Here is an 18,222-nt window from a genome sequence, read left to right on the forward strand (position 1 = left end):
GCAGACGCCTTACCGGTAGAGCCCCATGCCGAGCATGGCTCGGCACTACAGCAGCGTGGCCCGGCTGTTTGAAGCATGCTCCCAAACAGCTCCGCCTCCGCCGAGCTCTTTCTTTCAACCAACCGCTACCCGATCATCCACCCAACGGCGCAGCCGGCAGGCAGGGATCAGCAAATGAAGACATGGGCGGGCATGGCACTGCTGTTGATGCCGGCAATTGCGCTGGCGGAACCCCCCAGCGGCGTACAGATACAGCGCTGGTTGGGCAACAGCGGGCAATCCGTGTTCGTCGTTGACCGCAGCAACGCTGTCTTCAAGATCACGGACAATGCCAACCCTTATGCAGTATTTGCGCAGGATCCTGATCGCCCGATACTCAGCTTCGACTCCAGCACCGCACTGCCGTTCCACAGCCACAGCAGGGAGCCCGGCTACCTGCTGGAAGCAGAGGGCCCCGGTGGTCGAAACTTCTCGGCGCGTGTACTGATTGTTTTTCCGCAGCGTGGTCTGGTGTGCGAGCACACCGGCTTCGGTCACATCCGATCCGTCCTGGATCTCGACAACAACGGCGTTTCCGAGATCGTGCTCGAAAGCATCGCCTCTGGTGGCGGCAGCATCAGCGGCAGGCGCTACCTTGTGCAGTTCGAAGGGTGCTTGGCCAAGGCCATCCGCAGCGTCGATTTTGATGACAACGAAGGCGCCTGGGGCAAGCGTAGCTACCGCTACTACCGTCATGCCAGCGAATGGGATTTCGTCGACCTTGATGGTGACGGTGTTGTTGACCTCAGCGAAACCCGGGTAAGTCACGAGGGCCGCAATGGGCGGGCGCCAATCGTGAGCCGGCAGGTCTTCCGCTATGTTTTCGAGGATGGGCAATTCGTCCGGTATGTAGCAACGACGCAGCGCTGAGCAAAGCAAAGGCCCGGAGTGATCCGGGCCTTTGTTGTTTTGGCAATGCCGAGCCATGCTCGGCAGAGGCCTTGCTGGTAGAGCCCCCATGCCGAGCATGGCTCGGCACTACAGGAGACGCCTTATCAGCCGGAGATTGCCAGGCGCTCCTGGCGATATCGCCATACCGCTACCGCCCACAGCAGCACTGCCAGCAGCACCGAGGCGGCCAGATACACCGCCCACTGGGTGGCCGACGGCATCTCGCCGCGGGTCACTTTCACCAGCATCTGGTTCTGCGACAGGAACGGCACCGCGTACTGCCACAGCTGGGTGTCCTTCAGCGGGTAGGCCATCAGGGCGTAGCCCGGCAACATCGGCAGCAGCATCAACCAGACCATATGGCTCTGCGCTTCCTTCATGCTCTTCGAGCTGGCCGACAGACAGGTCAGCAAGGCAGTGCCGATCAGCACCAGCGGCAGCAGGATCACCAGCAGTTTGCCCATCGCCGCGAAGCTCACGTCCAGCGAGCGTGCCGCGCCACCGCCGATGCTGGCACTGACCTTGAAGGAGATCAGGATCAGCAGCATCGACGCCAGACCCAACAACACCGCTGCCAGCATCTTGCCGCTGACCAGGGCGCCACGTGCAGCCGGCGTGGCCAGCAAGGGCTCCAGCGACTGCCGCTCACGCTCACCGGCGGTGGTGTCCATCGCCAGGTGCGAGCCACCGATGAAGGCGAACAACATCAGCACCAGCGGCAGCACCACCGACAGGAAGATACCGCGCTTGGCTTCGGCCGTTGCCAGATCGCGGATGCCGACATTGACCGGTGCGGCCACCGCCGGATTGACGCCGCGTGCCAGCAGACGCAAGGCGCCCACCGATTGCCCGTAGGCAGTCAGCACACTGCGTACGCGGGCGATCTGCACATCGCCGGTACGGCGCGTGGTATCAGCGACGATCTCCACCTTGGCCGGCTTGCCGGCCTGCCAGTCGGCAGCGAAGTTCTCGTCGATGACCAAGGCCAGATCTTCGCGTTGGCTACGGATCAATGCTTCGTAGTCAGCCGGTGCCTCGGTGGCATTGATGCCGCGGCTGGCCAGGAAGGCGACCAGATTCGGGGCACGGGCGATGCCCACCACCGGGATGCTCAAGTCCTTTTCCAACTGCGTTTCAGCGCGCAGGTTGGTGAGCTTGTTCATGCCCAGGAACAGCAACGGGTATAGCAACGGTGCTGTCAGCAAGGTCAACAGGAAGGTGCGGCGATCGCGGGCGAAGTCGCGCAGCTCCTTGCGCATCACCGTGAAGATGGCGCGGAAATATCCAGTCTGGCTCATGCGTGCAGGCCCTCCTCGCTGCCGATCAGCTTCACGAACGCGTCCTCCAGGTTGCTCTCATGGGCTTGCTCGCGCAGCTCATCCGGCGTGCCCTGGGCAACCACCCTGCCCTGCGCGACGATCACGATGCGGTCACACAGCGCAGCGACCTCCTGCATGATGTGGCTGGAGAAGATCACGCAGCGGCCTTCCTCGCGCAGCTCCTTGAGGAAGCCACGCAAGCCACGGGTGGTCATCACGTCCAGGCCATTAGTCGGCTCGTCGAGAATCACATTGCGCGGGTCGTGGATCAGCGCGCGGGCAATCGCGGTCTTGGTGCGCTGGCCCTGGCTGAAACCTTCGGTGGCACGATCGAGGAAATCTTCCATCTGCAGCGCCTTGGCCAGGCGCGCGGTGCGCTCGACGATGGCGGCCGAGCTCATGCCATGCAGTTCACCAAAGTAGTCGATGTTCTCGCGGGCGGTCAGGCGCTTGTACACGCCGCGCGCGTCAGGCAACACGCCGAGGCTGCGCCGCACCGCATTGGGGTCGACCGCGGCATCGATGCCGTCGACCAGCACGCGGCCGCTTTCCGGCGTCATCAGCGTGTACAGCATGCGCAGCGTGGTGGTCTTGCCGGCGCCATTGGGGCCGAGCAGACCGGTGATCTGGCCGTCGTGGGCGGTGAAGCCGACGTCATCCACGGCAATCACCGGCGTCTTGTCCTTGCCCCTGCCGGGGAAGGTCTTGCGGAGTCGTTCTGCAACGATCATGGAAGCTAATCCTCAGTGATGCGGTGATGTCACGGTTCCCAGCCATTGAAGCTGGTGAACGGCGGCACGTAGTTGAGTTTTTCCAGGCAGGCACCGTCGAGCGCCTTCGGGTCGGTCTTTTCGATGAACTGCGCGAACAGCTTGGGCATGCAGCCAGCGCCGATGACGTTGTGGCCCTGGCCACGCAGCACGAACAGGCGCGCGTTATCCAGGTGCTTGACCACTTCTTCGCCATAGCGCGGCGGCGTCACCGGATCGAACTCGCCTTCCAGCACCAGCGTCGGCACCTTGCCGGCCAGCGGCTTGTGGAAGTCGGCTGGTGCGGTGCCCTTGGGCCAGCTGGCGCACATCGCGCCCATGGCTTCGGCCATCTGGTTGCCGAGCACGGTGTCCGCGTCGGCACCTTTGGCGACCATGCTTTCCTTGTCTTCGCTGCACACCACCGACAGCTGCATGCCCATCGCCATGGCATCCTTCATCTCGCCCTGCAGCATCTGCGTCAGCGCCATCAGGTTGTCGTAGCGGCCGCCATTGGCTTCATGGATGAGCTTGGGCAGCAACGCGCCGGCAGCCGGCATGTAGGCATACATGCGCACCAGTCCGGCAACGGTTTCGGCACGCAGCTCGCCCTGCTGCTGTTCGCCTGTGCTGGCGTCGCGGTACTGAACCGTCACCGGCTGCGCACGCAGCTTGGCCAGCAGCGTGTCCAGCTCGGCACGTGGATCACCCAGCTTGTCCTTGCACGAGGCGGTCTTGGTGCATTGGGCGAACTGCAGCGCCAGCGCATCATCCAGGTTGCGCGCGAAGATATTGCCCAGCTGCAGGCTGTTCGGCACTACCGAGTCGAGCACGATGCTGCGGGTGGCCTGCGGATGACGCATGGCGTACTGCTGGGCCACACGGGTGCCGTAGCTGACACCGACCAGATTGATCTGCGTCGCACCGATGGCCTGGCGCACCGCATCCAGATCCGCCACCGCATCGGTGGTGGTGTAGAAGCGCAGGTCGGCCTTCTTTGCCAGCTCGGTTGCACAGCTCTGCGCCGCTGCCACCATCGAGGCCGTGCTGAAATCCGCATCGTCCGGCGTATCGCAAGCCAGCAGATTGGATTTGCCGGTGCCGCGCTGGTCGACCAGGATCACGTTGCGGTGCTTGCGCACCTCGGCAAATGCCGGGTCCACCTGCGGATAGGTAGCGACCGCGGCCTGGCCCGGGCCACCGGCCAGGAAGAACACCGGATCCGGCTGCAGGTCGCTTTCCTTCTCCGGTGCAACCCAGGCGATGTTCAGGGCGATCTTGCGGCCTTGCGGGTTTGCCCGGTCTTCGGGGACTTCCAGCGTGGTGCACTGCGCTTCCAGGCTGTCGCGGCTGCCGGCCGAGCTCAGGCTGCAGGGTTGGAAGTTCAAGCTGCCAAGCGTCTGCGGCTTGCCGGGCGCAGCCGATACAGCTGTGGCTCCGGTCGCAGCAGGCACTGACGCTGGCGTATCGGTTGACCGCACCAGGCGGTAGCCGACGATGCCGGCTATAACGGCCAAGGCGAGGATGGTTTGGGTCTTACGGGACATCATCGGAACAGCCCCTCACGGTTGAAGAAAAAACGGATCTACCTGCATCCAGACGCGGGCGCGGCAGCTATGTGACATCAGGAAAGAAAATTTCTTCAATTCGACTTTCGAACAGCCGGGCGATACGGAACGCCAACGGCAGACTGGGATCGTACTTGCCGGTCTCCAGCGCGTTGACCGTCTGCCGGGAAACCTCCAGCTGCTCGGCCAGCTCGCCCTGCGACCAGCCCTTGGCTTCGCGCAACTCGCGCAATCGGTTATCCATCGCCCGGGCTCAGTGATAGCGCCGTGCGACCACGGCCTTGGCCAGCCCATACGACAGGCAGACCAAGGGAAACACCCAGATCATCGCCACGTTGGACGGCACATCGATGACCTTGGCCGACTGCAGAAAGCCCCCCGTCAGGTACAGCAGCGAAATGAATGCCGTGGCAAAACTCACTGCCTCCAGCTCGATGCGTTGCTGCAGCTCATCGGCATCGCGGATGTAGCGAATCATCGCACGCAGCACCAGCATCATTGGCGGCACCGGTAGCAGTGCGATAAGGGCGCGCAGCACGCCGTCCTCGACCCGCTTGAGCAGCAGGATCGACAGCACCAACAGCACCACGTAGCCGGCCATGGCCAGCATCACCTCGCGGGTATAGCGCTTGCGCAGCTTGGCCGGCGCAACATCGCAGCCGTCGGGCATCAACCGGCGCAACGCGGCGGCGGCGGCCAGGCCCAAGGCTGTGCCGAACACGATCCCCACCGCATAACTACCGACGCGCGAGGATGCATAGGTGTTCAACAATGCGCCGACGACAGCCAGAATCCCAGCCGCCAACAGCAACCACAGGGAAACGGCGTTGCGCTTCATGGCCGGTTCCTGCCCGCAGACGCCGATGACGGCCTGCGGTACAGCTGTGCTGCGATGCTGGCGGCCCCTGCCGGGACCACAGTGCGCAAAGCTCGACTACGGCGAAAGACGATCATGACAAGTCCTGTAAAGGATGCTTTACACATCCTGATACCGGCCCCGGGCTCTTGTCAAGCGTCCTTTACAGGCAGGGTCACGACCTTGCCGTCACCTGCCAGCAAAGCTCACCCCATCGCGGCGCGGCGCGCGGAAGGTTTCCATCGCGCCCCGACCGCCTCAACGCTATCGGCCATGCAGGCACGGTCGCGGCCGGCCGCTTTTGCCTGGTACAACGCCGCGTCAGCATGGGTCAGCACCTGCTCCAAGGTTGCCGCGGTGCGCGCCACATGCACACCTATGCTGACCGTGTAGCCAAGCGCCTGCCCTGCCGCCGTCACGTTGGCAGCCCGCACCTTCGTCAAAATCTCCTGCGCCATCGCGATCGCCTCGGCTGCCGAAGCGCCAGGCAACAACAGCACGAACTCCTCACCGCCGTAGCGACACAGCAGGCTGTTCTGGTCGGCAACGCAGTCGCGCGCCAGCCGGGAGAAATGCATCAACACTTCGTCCCCCGCCAGATGCCCCCAGCTGTCGTTGATGCGCTTGAAGTAATCCAGATCGATGATCAAGGCCGCGAACGGCTGCCCTTTTGCGACGGCCTCAGCCAGCCGCTTGCGACCCTCTGCCATCAAGGCAGCACGGTTGAGCAGGCCGGTCATGCCGTCATGCGTGGCGCGGTCGCGCAGCTCGCAGAACAACTGCTCCACCAGCAGCAGCATCAGCGCGAAGCACTGCGCCATCAACAACACGATCCCGCCGCAGATCCTGAGCAGCACGGCGAAGGAAAGTTCATCCGCGCTGCCGCCGGAAACTTCGCCGGAGAAGCCGAGGCCGTAGAGACAGAACAGCATATGCAGAATGAATACACCGCCCGCCAGGCGATAACTCAAACGCAGGCTCTGCGGCGTATCACGTAGCAACATCCAGGTGATCCATGTGTACATCACCAGTGCCGACAGGTTCGACAGATCGCGTTGCATGCCACTGACATGTAGCAGCTGTGCATCGATCAACAGCGCAAGGAAGAACGGCCCCATCACCAGCATCGGTCTCCAGATGGCCAGCCGTCGCCCAGCATGCAGGGCGACGCCTTTTATCAACAACGCTGCGCCGAACAGTGATGACAGCATGACCAGCAGCTTCAACGGCCAGCCGATCGGTGGCGCGGCAATCAGCTGGAAGAACACCGACAGCGCCAGCAGCCACAGACTTGCCACCCATGCACGCAATGCAGGGCTATGCGGCAATACCAGCAATACCAGAGAGAACCCCATGGCGACACCAACGCTCACCACGATGCTGATAGCCGCGAAAAAAGTGGCCAGTTCCGCTGTCATTGACTACCGCTCCCTTCCCTCTTGCGGGGAACCTTAGCGCCGTCCAGGCGAATTCAGTTGGTCGTCAATCGCGATGGCAATCACATAACGCACAAGCACTTTCGAAATGGCAAAACGTGTATCCGCCGATTGCGGAATCCGGCTCCTCCACGTGATTATTTCAGTACATTCTTTTGTCTTCACTCGCTCTTCTGCGCTACAGGGAGCCGAGGTTTATCGGATCAACGCTGCGCTGCGCGCACGGGGCCATCGGCCCGACAACGGACCGATGCAGAATCTGCGGTGATTGTTCTAGCGAGCGCAACCTGCTGATGAGGATGCGCTGCACCAAGGCCACTGTATAGCCGACTGCCATACATGCAACGCACACCCTTGGTCGGCAGAGACCAGGCCTCTACCGCATACCAAGGGAGCGGCTCAGACGCGCTCGACAGGCGGCTTCGGCGCGGGCGGGCTGACGTACTTCTCGCGACGGATCTGCGGCATCGGCAGTCCGGCGGCCTTGAGCACTTCCACGCAGCTATCGACCATGTCCGGGTTGCCGCACAGATAGACGATATCGCGGGCCGGATCCAGAGCTATTTCGGCCAACTGCTGCTGCACGTAGCCCTTGCGGACATCGCCGTGCGGGTTTTCCGGCAGCTCGCGCGACAGGCAGGGCATGTAGCGGAAGCCAGGGTTGGCGGCAGCGAAGGCGTAGAAGTCGTCGCTGTACAGCAATTCTTCCGGCGTGCGGGCGCCCTGCAGCAGCACCACTTCCACGCCACGCTCGACCATCGCCGCCTGCAGCTGCGGCAGCATCGAACGGTAGGGGGTGACGCCGGTGCCGGTGGCGATCAGTACATAGCGGGCATTGTGGTCGCCCGGCTGCAGGCAGAAACGGCCGAACGGGCCGCTGCCGCTGATGTGGTCGCCCAGTGCCATGCCCTCGAACAGGGCCGTGGCAGCGCCGCCGGGGACGAAGCTGACCGCAATTTCCACCGCGTCGCCCGGGCCCAAGGCGTGGTCGTGGATGGTAGCCAGCGAGTAGCTGCGCTTGGCCGGGGTGCCATCGGCGTACTCGAAGTGAACCTGAATGAACTGGCCGGGCAGGAAATCCAGCGGCTGACCGTCGTCACGGACGAACTGGTAGTGGCCGATGCTGGGCGCCAGCATGTGGCGGCCGACCAGCTTGAGGGGGAATTGGATTGGCACAGGAGGGGAACAGTGTGTAACCGGGTATGGACCACGGGGCCTCCTATAATAGCCGCCTGCACTTATCCGACGCCTGTACCCGGCGCGAAGGCCCAAGATTGGACTCCCGTACTGCTCCCGGCGCAGCCGCCCTGCGCATCACCGACCTGCGCAAGACCTATGACAACGGCGTCCAGGCCTTGAAGGGCGTGTCGCTGGAAGTCGCACCAGGCGACTTCTTTGCCCTGCTCGGCCCCAACGGCGCTGGCAAGTCGACCCTGATCGGCATTGTTTCTTCACTGGTGAACCTGAGCGAAGGCCAGGTACAGGTGTTCGGCAGCGACCTGGTGGCCGAACGCAGCGCCACCATGCGCCTGATCGGGCTGGTGCCGCAGGAGATCAACTTCAACCTGTTCGAAAAGCCCTTCGACATCCTGGTGAACTACGCCGGCTTCTACGGGATTCCGCGTGCCGAGGCCGAGGTCCGCGCCGAGGAAGAACTCAAGCGCGCGCACCTGTGGGGCAAGGCGCAGATGATGAGCCGCACCCTGTCCGGCGGCATGAAGCGCCGGCTGATGATTGCCCGCGCGATGATGACCCGACCGCGCCTGCTGATCCTTGACGAGCCCACCGCTGGCGTGGACATCGAGATCCGCCGCGACATGTGGAAAACGCTGCAGGAAATCAACGCCGCCGGCACCACCATCATCCTCACCACGCATTACCTGGAAGAGGCCGAGCAGCTGTGCCGCAACCTGGCCATCATCAACCACGGCCAGATCGTCGAGCAGGGGCCGATGCGTGACCTGCTGGCCAAGCTCGACGTGGAAGGCTTCCTGTTCGACATCGACGGTGACCTGCCTGCGCAGCTGCCGCATATCGAAGGCGCCGTGCTGACCGCCAGCAACGCGCACACGCTGGACCTGGACATGCCGCGCGCGATGGATTTGAACCGAGTCTTCGACGCCTTGAATGCCGCCGGCATCCGCGTGCGTTCGATGCGTACCAAGAGCAACCGCCTGGAGGAGCTATTCGTGCGCCTCACCGGCAACCTGGAGAACAGCGCAGCATGAGTACCCCCGTTCCCGTGACCGACAGCAGCCGCAACTGGGTGGCGCTGGGCACCATCGTTCGTCGCGAGGTCAACCGCATCCTGCGCATCTGGGGCCAGACCCTGGTGCCGCCGGCGATCACCATGACCCTGTACTTCCTGATCTTCGGCGGCCTGATCGGCTCCAAGATCGGGCAGATGGGCGGCTACAGCTACATGCAGTTCATCGTGCCGGGCCTGGTGATGATGAGCGTGATCCAGAACAGCTACGGCAACATCAGCTCCTCGTTCTTCGGCGCCAAGTTCGGCCGGCATATCGAAGAACTGCTGGTAAGCCCAATGCCGAACTGGGTGATCCTCGGCGGCTATGTGGCAGGCGCGGTGCTGCGTGGCTTGATGGTGGGCGTGATCGTGCTGATCATCGCCATGTTCTTCACCCCCGTACGCATTCCGCACCCGCTGGTGACGCTGACCACGGTATTGCTGGGCGCAACGATCTTCTCGCTGGCCGGCTTCATCAATGCCGTCTACGCCAAGAAGTTCGACGACGTGGCGATCGTGCCGACCTTCATCCTGACCCCGCTGACCTACCTGGGCGGCGTGTTCTATTCGGTGACCTTGTTGCCGGGTTGGGCGCAGGCGATGACCCACGCCAATCCGATCTTCTACATGGTCAATGCGTTCCGCTACGGCCTGCTCGGCAGCAGCGATGTGCCGTTGTGGGTGTCGTATGCGTTGATGCTGGGCTTTGTTGCCGTGCTCACCACGTTGGCGCTGTGGCTGCTGCGACGAGGCGTAGGCCTGCGTAGCTGAAAAAGGCGCCGAAAGGCGCCTTTTTTTTTGGGATTTGTAGGAGCGGCGTAAGCCGCGAAGCAAAAGATCCAACAGCGAAAAGCGCAACCCCTACCCAGCCCTCCCCTTGCCTTCGGCAAAGGGAGGGGGAACAGCTTCGCGGCTGACGCCGCTCCTACAACACCCCCGAACACCTATGATGGCTTCACTCCCCTTCGTTGATGGATATCCAAGCTGATGCGCATCCTGATTCTCGGTGCCGGCGGTACCGGCGGTTACTTTGGTGGTCGGCTGGCCCAGGCCGGCGTTGATGTCACCTTCCTGGTGCGACCCAACCGCGCAGCCCAGCTCGACCGCGACGGCCTGGTGATACGCAGCCCACTCGGCGATGCGGTATTCCCGGTCGCCCACGTCACCGCCGATGCCCTGCCGCAACTGGCCAAGGATCAGCCATTCGATCTGGTCATCCTCAGCTGCAAGGCCTATGACCTGGACAGCTCGATCGATGCCATCGCGCCTGCGGTTGACGCCAATACCACCGTGTTGCCGATCCTCAACGGCCTGCGTCACTACGCTGCGCTGGATGCGCGGTTCGGGCGTGCAAACGTACTTGGCGGCCTGTGCTTCATCAGCGCAACCAAGGCCGAGGACGGTGCGGTGCTGCATCTGGACAAGCCGGCGAAGATCACCTTCGGCGAGCGCGATGGCGCAACCGACAGCGCACGCGTCGCTGCATTGGCCAAGGCCTGCGAACAGGCCGGCATCGACCATGTCGCCTCGGCCGATATCGCCCAGGAACAGTGGATCAAGTACACCTTCCTGACCACACTCGCCGCCGGCACCTGCCTGATGCGCGCCGATGTCGGCAGCATCGTTGCCAGCGACCACGGCACCGCCTTCATGCAGGCCTTGTACGCCGAATGCCTTGCGGTCGCCGCGCAGGCCGGGCAGCCAATTCCAGCGAAAGCACAGGAAATCGCGCTGGGCGCGATCACCAAGCCCGGCTCGCCGATCAAAGCCTCGATGCTGCGTGATCTGGAAGCCGGGCAGCGCGTGGAAGCCGCACATATCGTCGGCGACATGCTGGGCCGGGCACTTGCTGCTGGGCAATCGGCGCCGCTGTTGCAGGCAGCGTACTGCCACCTGCAGGCCTACGAGGCGCAGCGCGCCGTTTGAGGTTTCGGCCTTGCGCCTGCCGTCAGACCGGCGGCAGGCGGAAGAAGGCGCGGGTCGCGGCGGTAGCGTTGGCAGCGGTGACCGCCACATCTTCGCCACGATCGCGGGCCAGTTCCTCGACGATGTGCGACAGGAACGCCGGCTCGTTGCGGCGGTCCTTGGGCAGCGGCCGCATCGTACGCGGCAACAGGTACGGCGCGTCGGTCTCGATCATCAGCCGCTCGGCCGGGATGTGCTTGACCAGCTCACGCAGGTGCGCACCACGACGCTCGTCGCACAGCCAGCCGGTGATACCGATATACCAATCGCGGTCCAGGTAGTCGAACAACTCACGGCGCTCGGCGGTGAAACAATGCACCACCGCCGGGCCGAGCTTGCCGTCGAAGTTCTTCATCATCGCGATGAAGTCGTCATGTGCGTCGCGCTGATGCAGGAACAGCGGCTTGCCGGCGAGGTCAGCGGAGATCTGCAGCTGACGTTCGAAGGCCTTGCGCTGGGCCGGGCGCGGCGAGAAATCGCGGTTGTAGTCCAAGCCACATTCGCCCACCGCCACCACTTCCGGATGCGCCTGCAATGCACGCATTTCCGCATCGCATTCTTCGGTGTACTCACTGGCATGGTGCGGGTGCACGCCAGCGGTGGCGTACAGGAAACCCGAATGACGCCGTGCCAGATCCAGCGCCATCGGCGAATGCTCGCGGCTGGCACCGGTGATCACCATCTGCACCACGCCAGCGGCGCGGGCGCGCTCCAGCACCGCGTCGATGTCGCGATCAAAGGATTCGTGGGTAAGGTTGGCGCCGATGTCGATCAGTTGCATTGAGCTGGATGTGGTGAGGCGGGAACAGGGAATTGTAGAGGTTTGGCCGCTGGCAAGCCCTTCGCAGGATGAACGAGCCGGTATAGCCGGGTTCCTGGCGGCGCTTGAAGCGCACGGCTTCTACAATGCTGCAATGGCAATAGCATTTCCCATCACTCCGCTGCTCCCCGACATCCTCCAGCAGCTGGCCGCGCACACGCGGCTGGTGCTGGAAGCGCCGCCCGGCGCCGGCAAGACCACCCAGGTGCCGCTGGTGCTGCTGGACGCGCCGTGGCTGCAGGGCGGCAAGATCATCATGCTGGAACCGCGCCGGGTAGCCGCGCGCAGTGCCGCCACCTTCATGGCCAAGCAGTTGGGTGAGCCGGTCGGCGAAACCGTCGGTTACCGCATCCGCTTCGAGAACAAGGTGTCCGCGCGTACCCGCATTGAAGTGGTCACCGAAGGCATCCTGACCCGCATGCTGCAGGATGATCCGCTGCTGGAAGGCGTAAGCGCGCTGCTGTTTGACGAATTCCACGAGCGGCACCTGTCGGCCGATCTAGGTCTGGCATTGGCGCTGGACGTGCAGTCACAGCTGCGCGATGACCTGCGCATCGTGGTGATGTCAGCCACGCTGGATGGTGAGCGGCTGGCGCAGTTCCTGGATGCGCCGCGTCTGTCCAGCGAAGGCCGCAGCTATCCGGTAGAGGTCAGCCACTTCCCGGCGCGGCGCGACGAGGCGCTGGAAGCACAGACCCGGCGCGCAGTGGAACAGGCGGTGGCCGAGCATCCGGGCGATGTACTGGTGTTCCTGCCGGGGCAACGGGAGATAGCGCGGGTGCAAGCCGCTTTAAGCCCCTCCCCCTCCGGGGGAGGGGTTGGGGAGAGGGTAAGTGGCGCCGCCACCCGCACCGCCCAATTGCATCTGGCTTCGCCCGAACCCTCATCCGTCGCTGCGCGCCACCTTCTCCCGGCGGGAGAAGGGCTCGACGTGCTCCCCCTCCACGGCGAGCTACCAATCGAGCAGCAAACCCGCGTGCTGCAGCCCGATCCCGACGGCCGCCGCCGGGTTGTGCTGGCCACCAACGTCGCCGAGTCCTCGGTCACCCTGCCCGGCGTGCGCGTGGTGATCGATGCCGGGCTGGCGCGCGAACCGCGCTACGACCCCAACAGCGGCTTCTCGCGCTTGGATGCGGTGACCATCTCGCAGGCCTCGGCCGACCAGCGTGCCGGCCGTGCCGGCCGCGTGGCATCTGGTTGGGCGTGGCGGCTGTGGCCGCAATCACAGCGACTGGAGCCACAGCGCCGCCCGGAGATGGCGCAGGTGGAACTGGCCGGGCTGGCGCTGGAACTGGCGGCCTGGGGCAGTGACGATCTGCGCTTCGTCGATCCACCGCCCAGTGGTGCATTGTCGGCCGCGCGTGAGCTGCTGCAGCGCCTGGGCGCCTTGAGCGAAGCCCACACCATCACCGCACTGGGCAAGCGCATGCTGGCGATGGGCACGCATCCGCGCATGGCGGCAATGCTGCTGTCTGCAGGCAATCCGCGTGAGCAGGCCTTGGCGGCGGACCTTGCAGCACTGTTGGATGCACGTGACCCGCTGCGGCAGGGCGGCGATGCCCTTGCCGCGCGTTGGCGTGCACTCGCAGCGTTCCGCAATGGCCGCGCACCTTTCGATGCCAATCGCGGCGGGCTGGCCGCCATCGACGCGGCCGCCAAACAATGGCGGCGCCGCCTGCGCTGCGACGCCACGCCGCCCACAGATATCGAAGCGCATGAACTTGGCGACCTGCTCGCCCATGCCTTCCCCGACCGTATCGCCACCCAGCACCCGAATGATCCGCAGCGCTATCAGCTGGCCAATGGCCGCAGTGCACGCCAGTTCGACAACAGCGATCTGCGTGGCGAGCCATGGCTGGTGATCAGCGAACTACGCCACGACCCACGCGATGCCTTGATCCTGCGCGCGGCACCGGTGGACGAACAGCGCCTGCGACGCGACTTCCCCAGCCGCTTCAAGATCCAGGACGTGGTGCGCTGGAATAGTGCCAAGCGAGCACTGGAAGCCCGTCGCGAAAGCAGCTTCGAGCGCATCGTGCTGGACAGCCGCCCTGCCGGCCAGGTGGACCCTGCGCGCGCAGCACGCGCACTGACAGATGCGGTACGCGAGCTGGGACTGGATGCATTGCCATGGACGGAGAACCTGCAGCAACTGCGCTGGCGGGTGATGGGCCTGCGTCGCTGGATGCCGGAACTGGAGCTGCCCGATCTATCCGACGCTGCGCTGTTGGACACACTGGATGATTGGCTGCTGCCTGCATTCAACGGCAAAACGCGTCTGGAAGCCTTGTCCGAGGAAGAGCTGAGCGAAGCACTGAAATCCGGCATCGACTGGAACAAGCGCCAGCTGGTGGATCGTCATGCGCCCACGCGCGTCAGCGTGCCTTCGGGGATGGAACGGCGCATCGAGTACGCGCTGGATGATGACGGCATGAATCCGCGCCCGCCTGTGTTGGCGGTGAAGCTGCAGGAGCTGTTCGGCTTGGCCGATACGCCGCGTATTGCCGATGGGCGTGTGCCGTTGCTGTTGCACCTGTTGTCACCGGGCGGCAAGCCGCTGCAGGTAACCGGCGACCTGCGTAATTTCTGGCAGAACACCTATGCCGAAGTCAAGAAAGAAATGAAGGGGCGCTATCCGCGGCATCCATGGCCGGATGATCCTTGGAGCGCTACGGCGACGCATAGGGCGAAGCCTCGGGGGACTTGATTGGGGTTGCTTGGGTTGGGGCCAAGGCAGAAGCGAGAGCAACAGCACCCCTCCCCAACCCTCCCCTGCGCTTCGCGCAAGGGAGGGAGCAAAGCGGGGCGCTGCACTCTGACAGATTGCCAAGAACCGCCCCCTCCCTTTGCCGCAGGCAAGGGGAGGGTTGGGGAGGGGTAGCTTTTGACGTTCGCAGCTATCGTTACTCCCGCTTCAGCCTTCCACAACAACGCCCAACCCTTCCCGGCTAACATCCCGTACACGTCCCTCTGGTAAAACTCAGGGTCTGGCCCTCATCTACATGGAGTCCCCACATGAGCAAGTTCAGCGATATCACCGGCCCGGCACTGGAACGTGCACTGGAACTGGTCAACAGCGCCGGTGGCAACATCAAGCACGGTGGTTCCAGCGCAGCCGAATGGCTCAAGACCGGCGCGGCCATTGGTGCGATGAAGACCGGCGGCCGTGCCGTTACCCGCGTCGCCAAGCGCAACCCCACCGCTACCGTCGCGGTTGCGGCCGTTGGCCTGGGGCTAATTGGCTATGCGTTGTACCGCAAGAACAAGCGTGACAACGAGGCCATCGAGGCCAAGTCGCGGCAGATCGCGCAGCGCCGCCGTCATGCGGCCAGCGTGACTGATGAGACCAGCGATATCGGTAGCGACGCCTGAGTTTGGTTTTTGGGGTGGTGCTTGAATCAAAAGCCCCCCTCCCCAACCCTCCCCTGCGCGTAGCGCAAGGGAGGGAGCAGGTCCTGCAGCTTGCTAGAGACCTAGTTCTGCCAATACGGCTGCGGTGGATTGGCCGATGCCATCCAACTGCGGATTGATACGCCCCGGTTCGTTGGCAAACTTGATCGGAATGCCCAGGTGGGTGCCGCCCTGTGCATCGGTCCAGACCATATCGCGCGCACGCGTATGCGGATCATTGAAGGCTTCGGTCAGCGTCTTGACCGGCGCCCAGCACACGTCGATGTCGTGCAGGAACAGCGTCCATTCCACCAAGCTGCGGCGGGCAAAGGTTTCGGCCAGGAACTCCTTGACCGGGTCCTGACCGCTGCCCGGTGGCAGATGGCAGAGATGGATCAGGTCGGCGCGACCGAGCGCGCTCAACAGGTTCTCGGCGAACTTGTGCTCTGCGCCGCCGAGTGCGATCCAACGATCGTCGGAGCAGCGGTACAGCTTGTACAAGGCATTGCCGCCCCAACTGCGTTCTTCCTTGACCACCGGGTCGCGGCCGAGTGCGAACGGCGGGCCCAGCACGTTTGGCAACCACGCCATCAAGGCATCCTGCATCGACAGATCGATGTAGTCGCCTTCACCCGTGCGCTCGCGGCGGAACAAGGCCATCAGGATGCCGTTGAGCGCCATCAGCGAGCCTGCCATGTCGGCCACCGGCATATGCGGCATTGCCGGCGTGCCATCCGGCGCGCGGTTCAAGCTGACCACGCCGGTATCGGCCTGCATCGCCAGATCGTGGGCAGGCCGATTGACCTTGGGGCCGGTCTGGCCAAAGGCACTGATCGAGCAGTACACCAGCTTCGGATTGATCGCCTTGCAGCTGTCGTAGTCGATGCCCAGGCGCGTTGCGACGCCGGGGCGGAACGCCTCCACCACCACATCGGCCCACTCCACCAGCTTGGCGAAGGCGGCCTTACCATCGGCGCTCTTCAGATCCAGCACGATGCAGCGCTTGCCGCGATGGGTATTGCGGAACCAGGTGGAAACACCTGCCTGCTTGAGCCCTACCTCGCGCACCGGCTCGCCGCTGGGCGGCTCGATCTTGATCACGTCGGCGCCATGATCGGCCATCATCATGGTCAGGTGTGGGCCCGGCAGGAACAGCGACAGATCGAGTACGCGTACACCTTCAAGTTTCATCATCGACTCCGTTGCGTCATGCGTCTAGCAGGCGCGCGCGATCTGCATCGTTGTAGCCCAGCTCGCGCAGCAATGCGTCGGCATCCGCATTGAGCGGCGGACAAGCACTACCGCTCAACCGCTGGCCGTCGAGCTTGATCGGATTGCGCAGCAGGCGCTGTGTGCCCTGTGCGTGCTCGACGTCCTGCAGCATGTCGACATCGCGCACATAGGGATTGTCGAGCGCCTGGGCGATATCCAGCACCGGCGCGATTGGAATACGGCCAGCGAACTTCTGCGTCCAGTGAGCGGTGGGCTGAGTGCTGAGGATTGCGTCGACCAGCACCGTCAGCTCCTCACGTACCTTGCGGCGCTCAGCGAAGTTGGCAAAACGCGGCTCGGCGGCCCATGCAGGACTACCGATGCCTTCAACGAAGGTCTGCCAGAATTTCTCCAGCATGCACATCACCATCACCCAGCCATCAGCGGTGCGATAGACCTGGCACGGCACGGTGGACGGGTGCGCGCTGCGTGAGAGGCGTTCGGTGCGGTGGCCCTCATTGAGATACCAGGTGGCCGGATAGCTGAGCTGGTGCAGGGCCACATCGAACAGGCTGACATCCACATCGCGGCCAAGGCCGGTACGCATCGCACCGATGATGGCGGCGAGCAGACCCATCGACATGGTGGTGCCGGTCATGAAGTCGACCATCGACAGACCAAAGCGTGCCGGCGGCGCATCGGGCTCACCGGTCAGCGCCATGAAGCCGGCTTCGGCCTGCATCAGATAGTCGTAGCCAGGCCATGCCGCACGCTCGTTGTCGCGGCCGTAGGCGGACAAGTGGGCGCAGACGATCTTCGGGTTGAGCTTGCTGAGCGTGGCGTAGTCCAGGCCGAGCTTGCCGGGCTGGTCACCACGCAGGTTGTTGAGCACGGCATCGGCGCTGGTGACCAGCTTCTCGAAGACTTCGCGACCTTCGGCGGCTTTCAGATCCAGGCGCAGCGAGCGCTTGTTGAGGTTGAAGGTCTGGAAGAACAGGCTGTCGCCTTCGCCCAGGAAGTACGGACCGGTGGCGCGCGAAACGTCGCCGCCCGGTGGGGATTCGATCTTGATGACTTCGGCGCCGAGGTCGGCCAGATGCATCGAGCCATAGGGGCCAGCACCGTACTGTTCGACGGCAAGGATGCGTAGTCCCTGCAGGGGAAGGTCTTTCATGTGTGGCCTCTGGTTTGTAAAAAGCACCGCGGCGGTTGATGACCGCGGTGAAGGGATGCTGCTGTTGCGTCTGCCTGGCTGTTGCTTTGGTTCTGGCTTTGGTTCTGGCTTTGGTTCTGGCTTTGGCTTTGGCTTTGGCTTTGGCTTTGGCCTTGGCTGTTGCTGTTGCTGTTGCTGTTGCTCTATCCCTTCTCCCGCAAGCGGGAGAAGGTGCCCGAAGGGCGGATGAGGGGAGCTTTTGACTTTGCTTGTAGAGCCTCCCCTCACCCCAACCCCTCTCCCGCAAGCGGGAGAGGGGCTTCAGCTCTTCTGGCTCTGCTTGTAGAGCCCCCCTCACCCCAACCCCTCTCCCGCACGCGGGAGAGGGGCTTCAGCTCTTCTGGCTCTGCTTGTAGAGCTTCCCCTCACCCCAACCCCTCTCCCGCAGGCGGGAGAGGGGCTTCAGCTCTTCTGGCTCTGCTTGTAGAGCCCCCCTCACCCCAACCCCTCTCCCGCAGGCGGGAGAGGGGCTTCAGCTCTTCTGGCTTTGCTTGTAGAGCTTCCCATCACCCCAAC

At 63.8% G+C, this 18,222-nt stretch carries 16 protein-coding genes; 6 read left to right on the forward strand and 10 right to left on the reverse strand.

What is annotated here, in order from left to right; all coding sequences use genetic code 11:
• Window positions 1-174: 174 nt before the first annotated feature.
• Complete coding sequence (locus tag ACVOLZ_RS10035) at window positions 175-909, forward strand: hypothetical protein (RefSeq protein ID WP_481515996.1); 735 nt, start codon at window positions 175-177, stop codon at window positions 907-909.
• A gap of 125 nt (window positions 910-1,034) precedes the next feature.
• On the opposite strand, the gene ACVOLZ_RS10040 is transcribed toward ACVOLZ_RS10035, so the two are convergent.
• From ACVOLZ_RS10040 to ACVOLZ_RS10070, 7 genes are all read right to left on the reverse strand, one after another.
• Window positions 1,035-2,228 (reverse strand): ABC transporter permease, encoded by a 1,194-nt coding sequence (locus tag ACVOLZ_RS10040; RefSeq protein ID WP_481515997.1) that lies wholly within the window; start codon window positions 2,226-2,228, stop codon window positions 1,035-1,037.
• On the reverse strand, window positions 2,225-2,980 hold the full coding sequence (locus tag ACVOLZ_RS10045) for an ABC transporter ATP-binding protein (RefSeq protein ID WP_282271996.1): 756 nt from the start codon (window positions 2,978-2,980) through the stop codon (window positions 2,225-2,227). Before ACVOLZ_RS10045 ends, ACVOLZ_RS10040 begins: the two co-directional genes overlap by 4 nt.
• Window positions 2,981-3,009: 29 nt before the next feature.
• Window positions 3,010-4,545 (reverse strand): alpha/beta hydrolase, encoded by a 1,536-nt coding sequence (locus ACVOLZ_RS10050; protein WP_481515998.1) that lies wholly within the window; start codon window positions 4,543-4,545, stop codon window positions 3,010-3,012.
• Window positions 4,546-4,612: 67 nt separating this feature from the next.
• Complete coding sequence (locus tag ACVOLZ_RS10055) at window positions 4,613-4,810, reverse strand: helix-turn-helix transcriptional regulator (protein WP_481515999.1); 198 nt, start codon at window positions 4,808-4,810, stop codon at window positions 4,613-4,615.
• A gap of 9 nt (window positions 4,811-4,819) precedes the next feature.
• Window positions 4,820-5,404, reverse strand: a complete 585-nt coding sequence (locus ACVOLZ_RS10060; protein ID WP_481516000.1) for a hypothetical protein — start codon at window positions 5,402-5,404, stop codon at window positions 4,820-4,822.
• A 224-nt stretch (window positions 5,405-5,628) separates the two neighbouring features.
• On the reverse strand, window positions 5,629-6,840 hold the full coding sequence (locus ACVOLZ_RS10065) for a GGDEF domain-containing protein (RefSeq protein WP_481516001.1): 1,212 nt from the start codon (window positions 6,838-6,840) through the stop codon (window positions 5,629-5,631).
• A 417-nt stretch (window positions 6,841-7,257) separates the two neighbouring features.
• Window positions 7,258-8,034, reverse strand: a complete 777-nt coding sequence (locus ACVOLZ_RS10070) for a ferredoxin--NADP reductase (RefSeq protein WP_481516002.1) — start codon at window positions 8,032-8,034, stop codon at window positions 7,258-7,260.
• A 98-nt stretch (window positions 8,035-8,132) separates the two neighbouring features.
• Here ACVOLZ_RS10070 and ACVOLZ_RS10075 point away from each other — a divergent pair, with 98 nt between their 5' ends.
• The 3 genes from ACVOLZ_RS10075 (at window position 8,133) to panE (ending at window position 11,032) form a co-directional block, all read left to right on the forward strand.
• Window positions 8,133-9,086, forward strand: a complete 954-nt coding sequence (locus tag ACVOLZ_RS10075) for an ABC transporter ATP-binding protein (protein WP_481516003.1) — start codon at window positions 8,133-8,135, stop codon at window positions 9,084-9,086.
• On the forward strand, window positions 9,083-9,877 hold the full coding sequence (locus ACVOLZ_RS10080; RefSeq protein ID WP_481516004.1) for an ABC transporter permease: 795 nt from the start codon (window positions 9,083-9,085) through the stop codon (window positions 9,875-9,877). The genes ACVOLZ_RS10075 and ACVOLZ_RS10080 overlap by 4 nt, the downstream gene beginning before the upstream one ends.
• 216 nt (window positions 9,878-10,093) lie before the next feature.
• Window positions 10,094-11,032, forward strand: coding sequence for a 2-dehydropantoate 2-reductase (gene panE / locus ACVOLZ_RS10085; protein ID WP_481516005.1), 939 nt, complete (start codon window positions 10,094-10,096; stop codon window positions 11,030-11,032).
• A gap of 22 nt (window positions 11,033-11,054) precedes the next feature.
• Here panE and ACVOLZ_RS10090 read toward each other — a convergent pair whose 3' ends face one another.
• Window positions 11,055-11,852 carry a TatD family hydrolase gene (locus tag ACVOLZ_RS10090; protein WP_481516006.1) on the reverse strand — a complete coding sequence of 266 codons (798 nt, stop codon included), beginning with the start codon at window positions 11,850-11,852 and terminating at the stop codon, window positions 11,055-11,057.
• 133 nt (window positions 11,853-11,985) lie between these two features.
• On the opposite strand from ACVOLZ_RS10090, the gene hrpB reads away from it, so the two are divergent.
• Entirely contained in the window at window positions 11,986-14,598 is a 2,613-nt protein-coding gene (hrpB, locus tag ACVOLZ_RS10095; RefSeq protein ID WP_481516007.1) for an ATP-dependent helicase HrpB, read from the forward strand.
• 308 nt (window positions 14,599-14,906) lie between these two features.
• Window positions 14,907-15,263, forward strand: a complete 357-nt coding sequence (locus tag ACVOLZ_RS10100; RefSeq protein ID WP_282268299.1) for a hypothetical protein — start codon at window positions 14,907-14,909, stop codon at window positions 15,261-15,263.
• A 93-nt stretch (window positions 15,264-15,356) separates the two neighbouring features.
• Here the strand turns inward: ACVOLZ_RS10100 and ACVOLZ_RS10105 are convergent, their stop codons facing one another.
• Window positions 15,357-16,472: a CaiB/BaiF CoA transferase family protein gene (locus ACVOLZ_RS10105; protein WP_481516008.1), complete on the reverse strand. Its 1,116-nt coding sequence runs from the start codon at window positions 16,470-16,472 to the stop codon at window positions 15,357-15,359.
• 16 nt (window positions 16,473-16,488) lie between these two features.
• Entirely contained in the window at window positions 16,489-17,667 is a 1,179-nt protein-coding gene (locus tag ACVOLZ_RS10110; RefSeq protein WP_481516009.1) for a CaiB/BaiF CoA transferase family protein, read from the reverse strand.
• Window positions 17,668-18,222: the final 555 nt, after the last annotated feature.

This window comes from Stenotrophomonas sp. STEN020 (genome assembly GCF_056760195.1).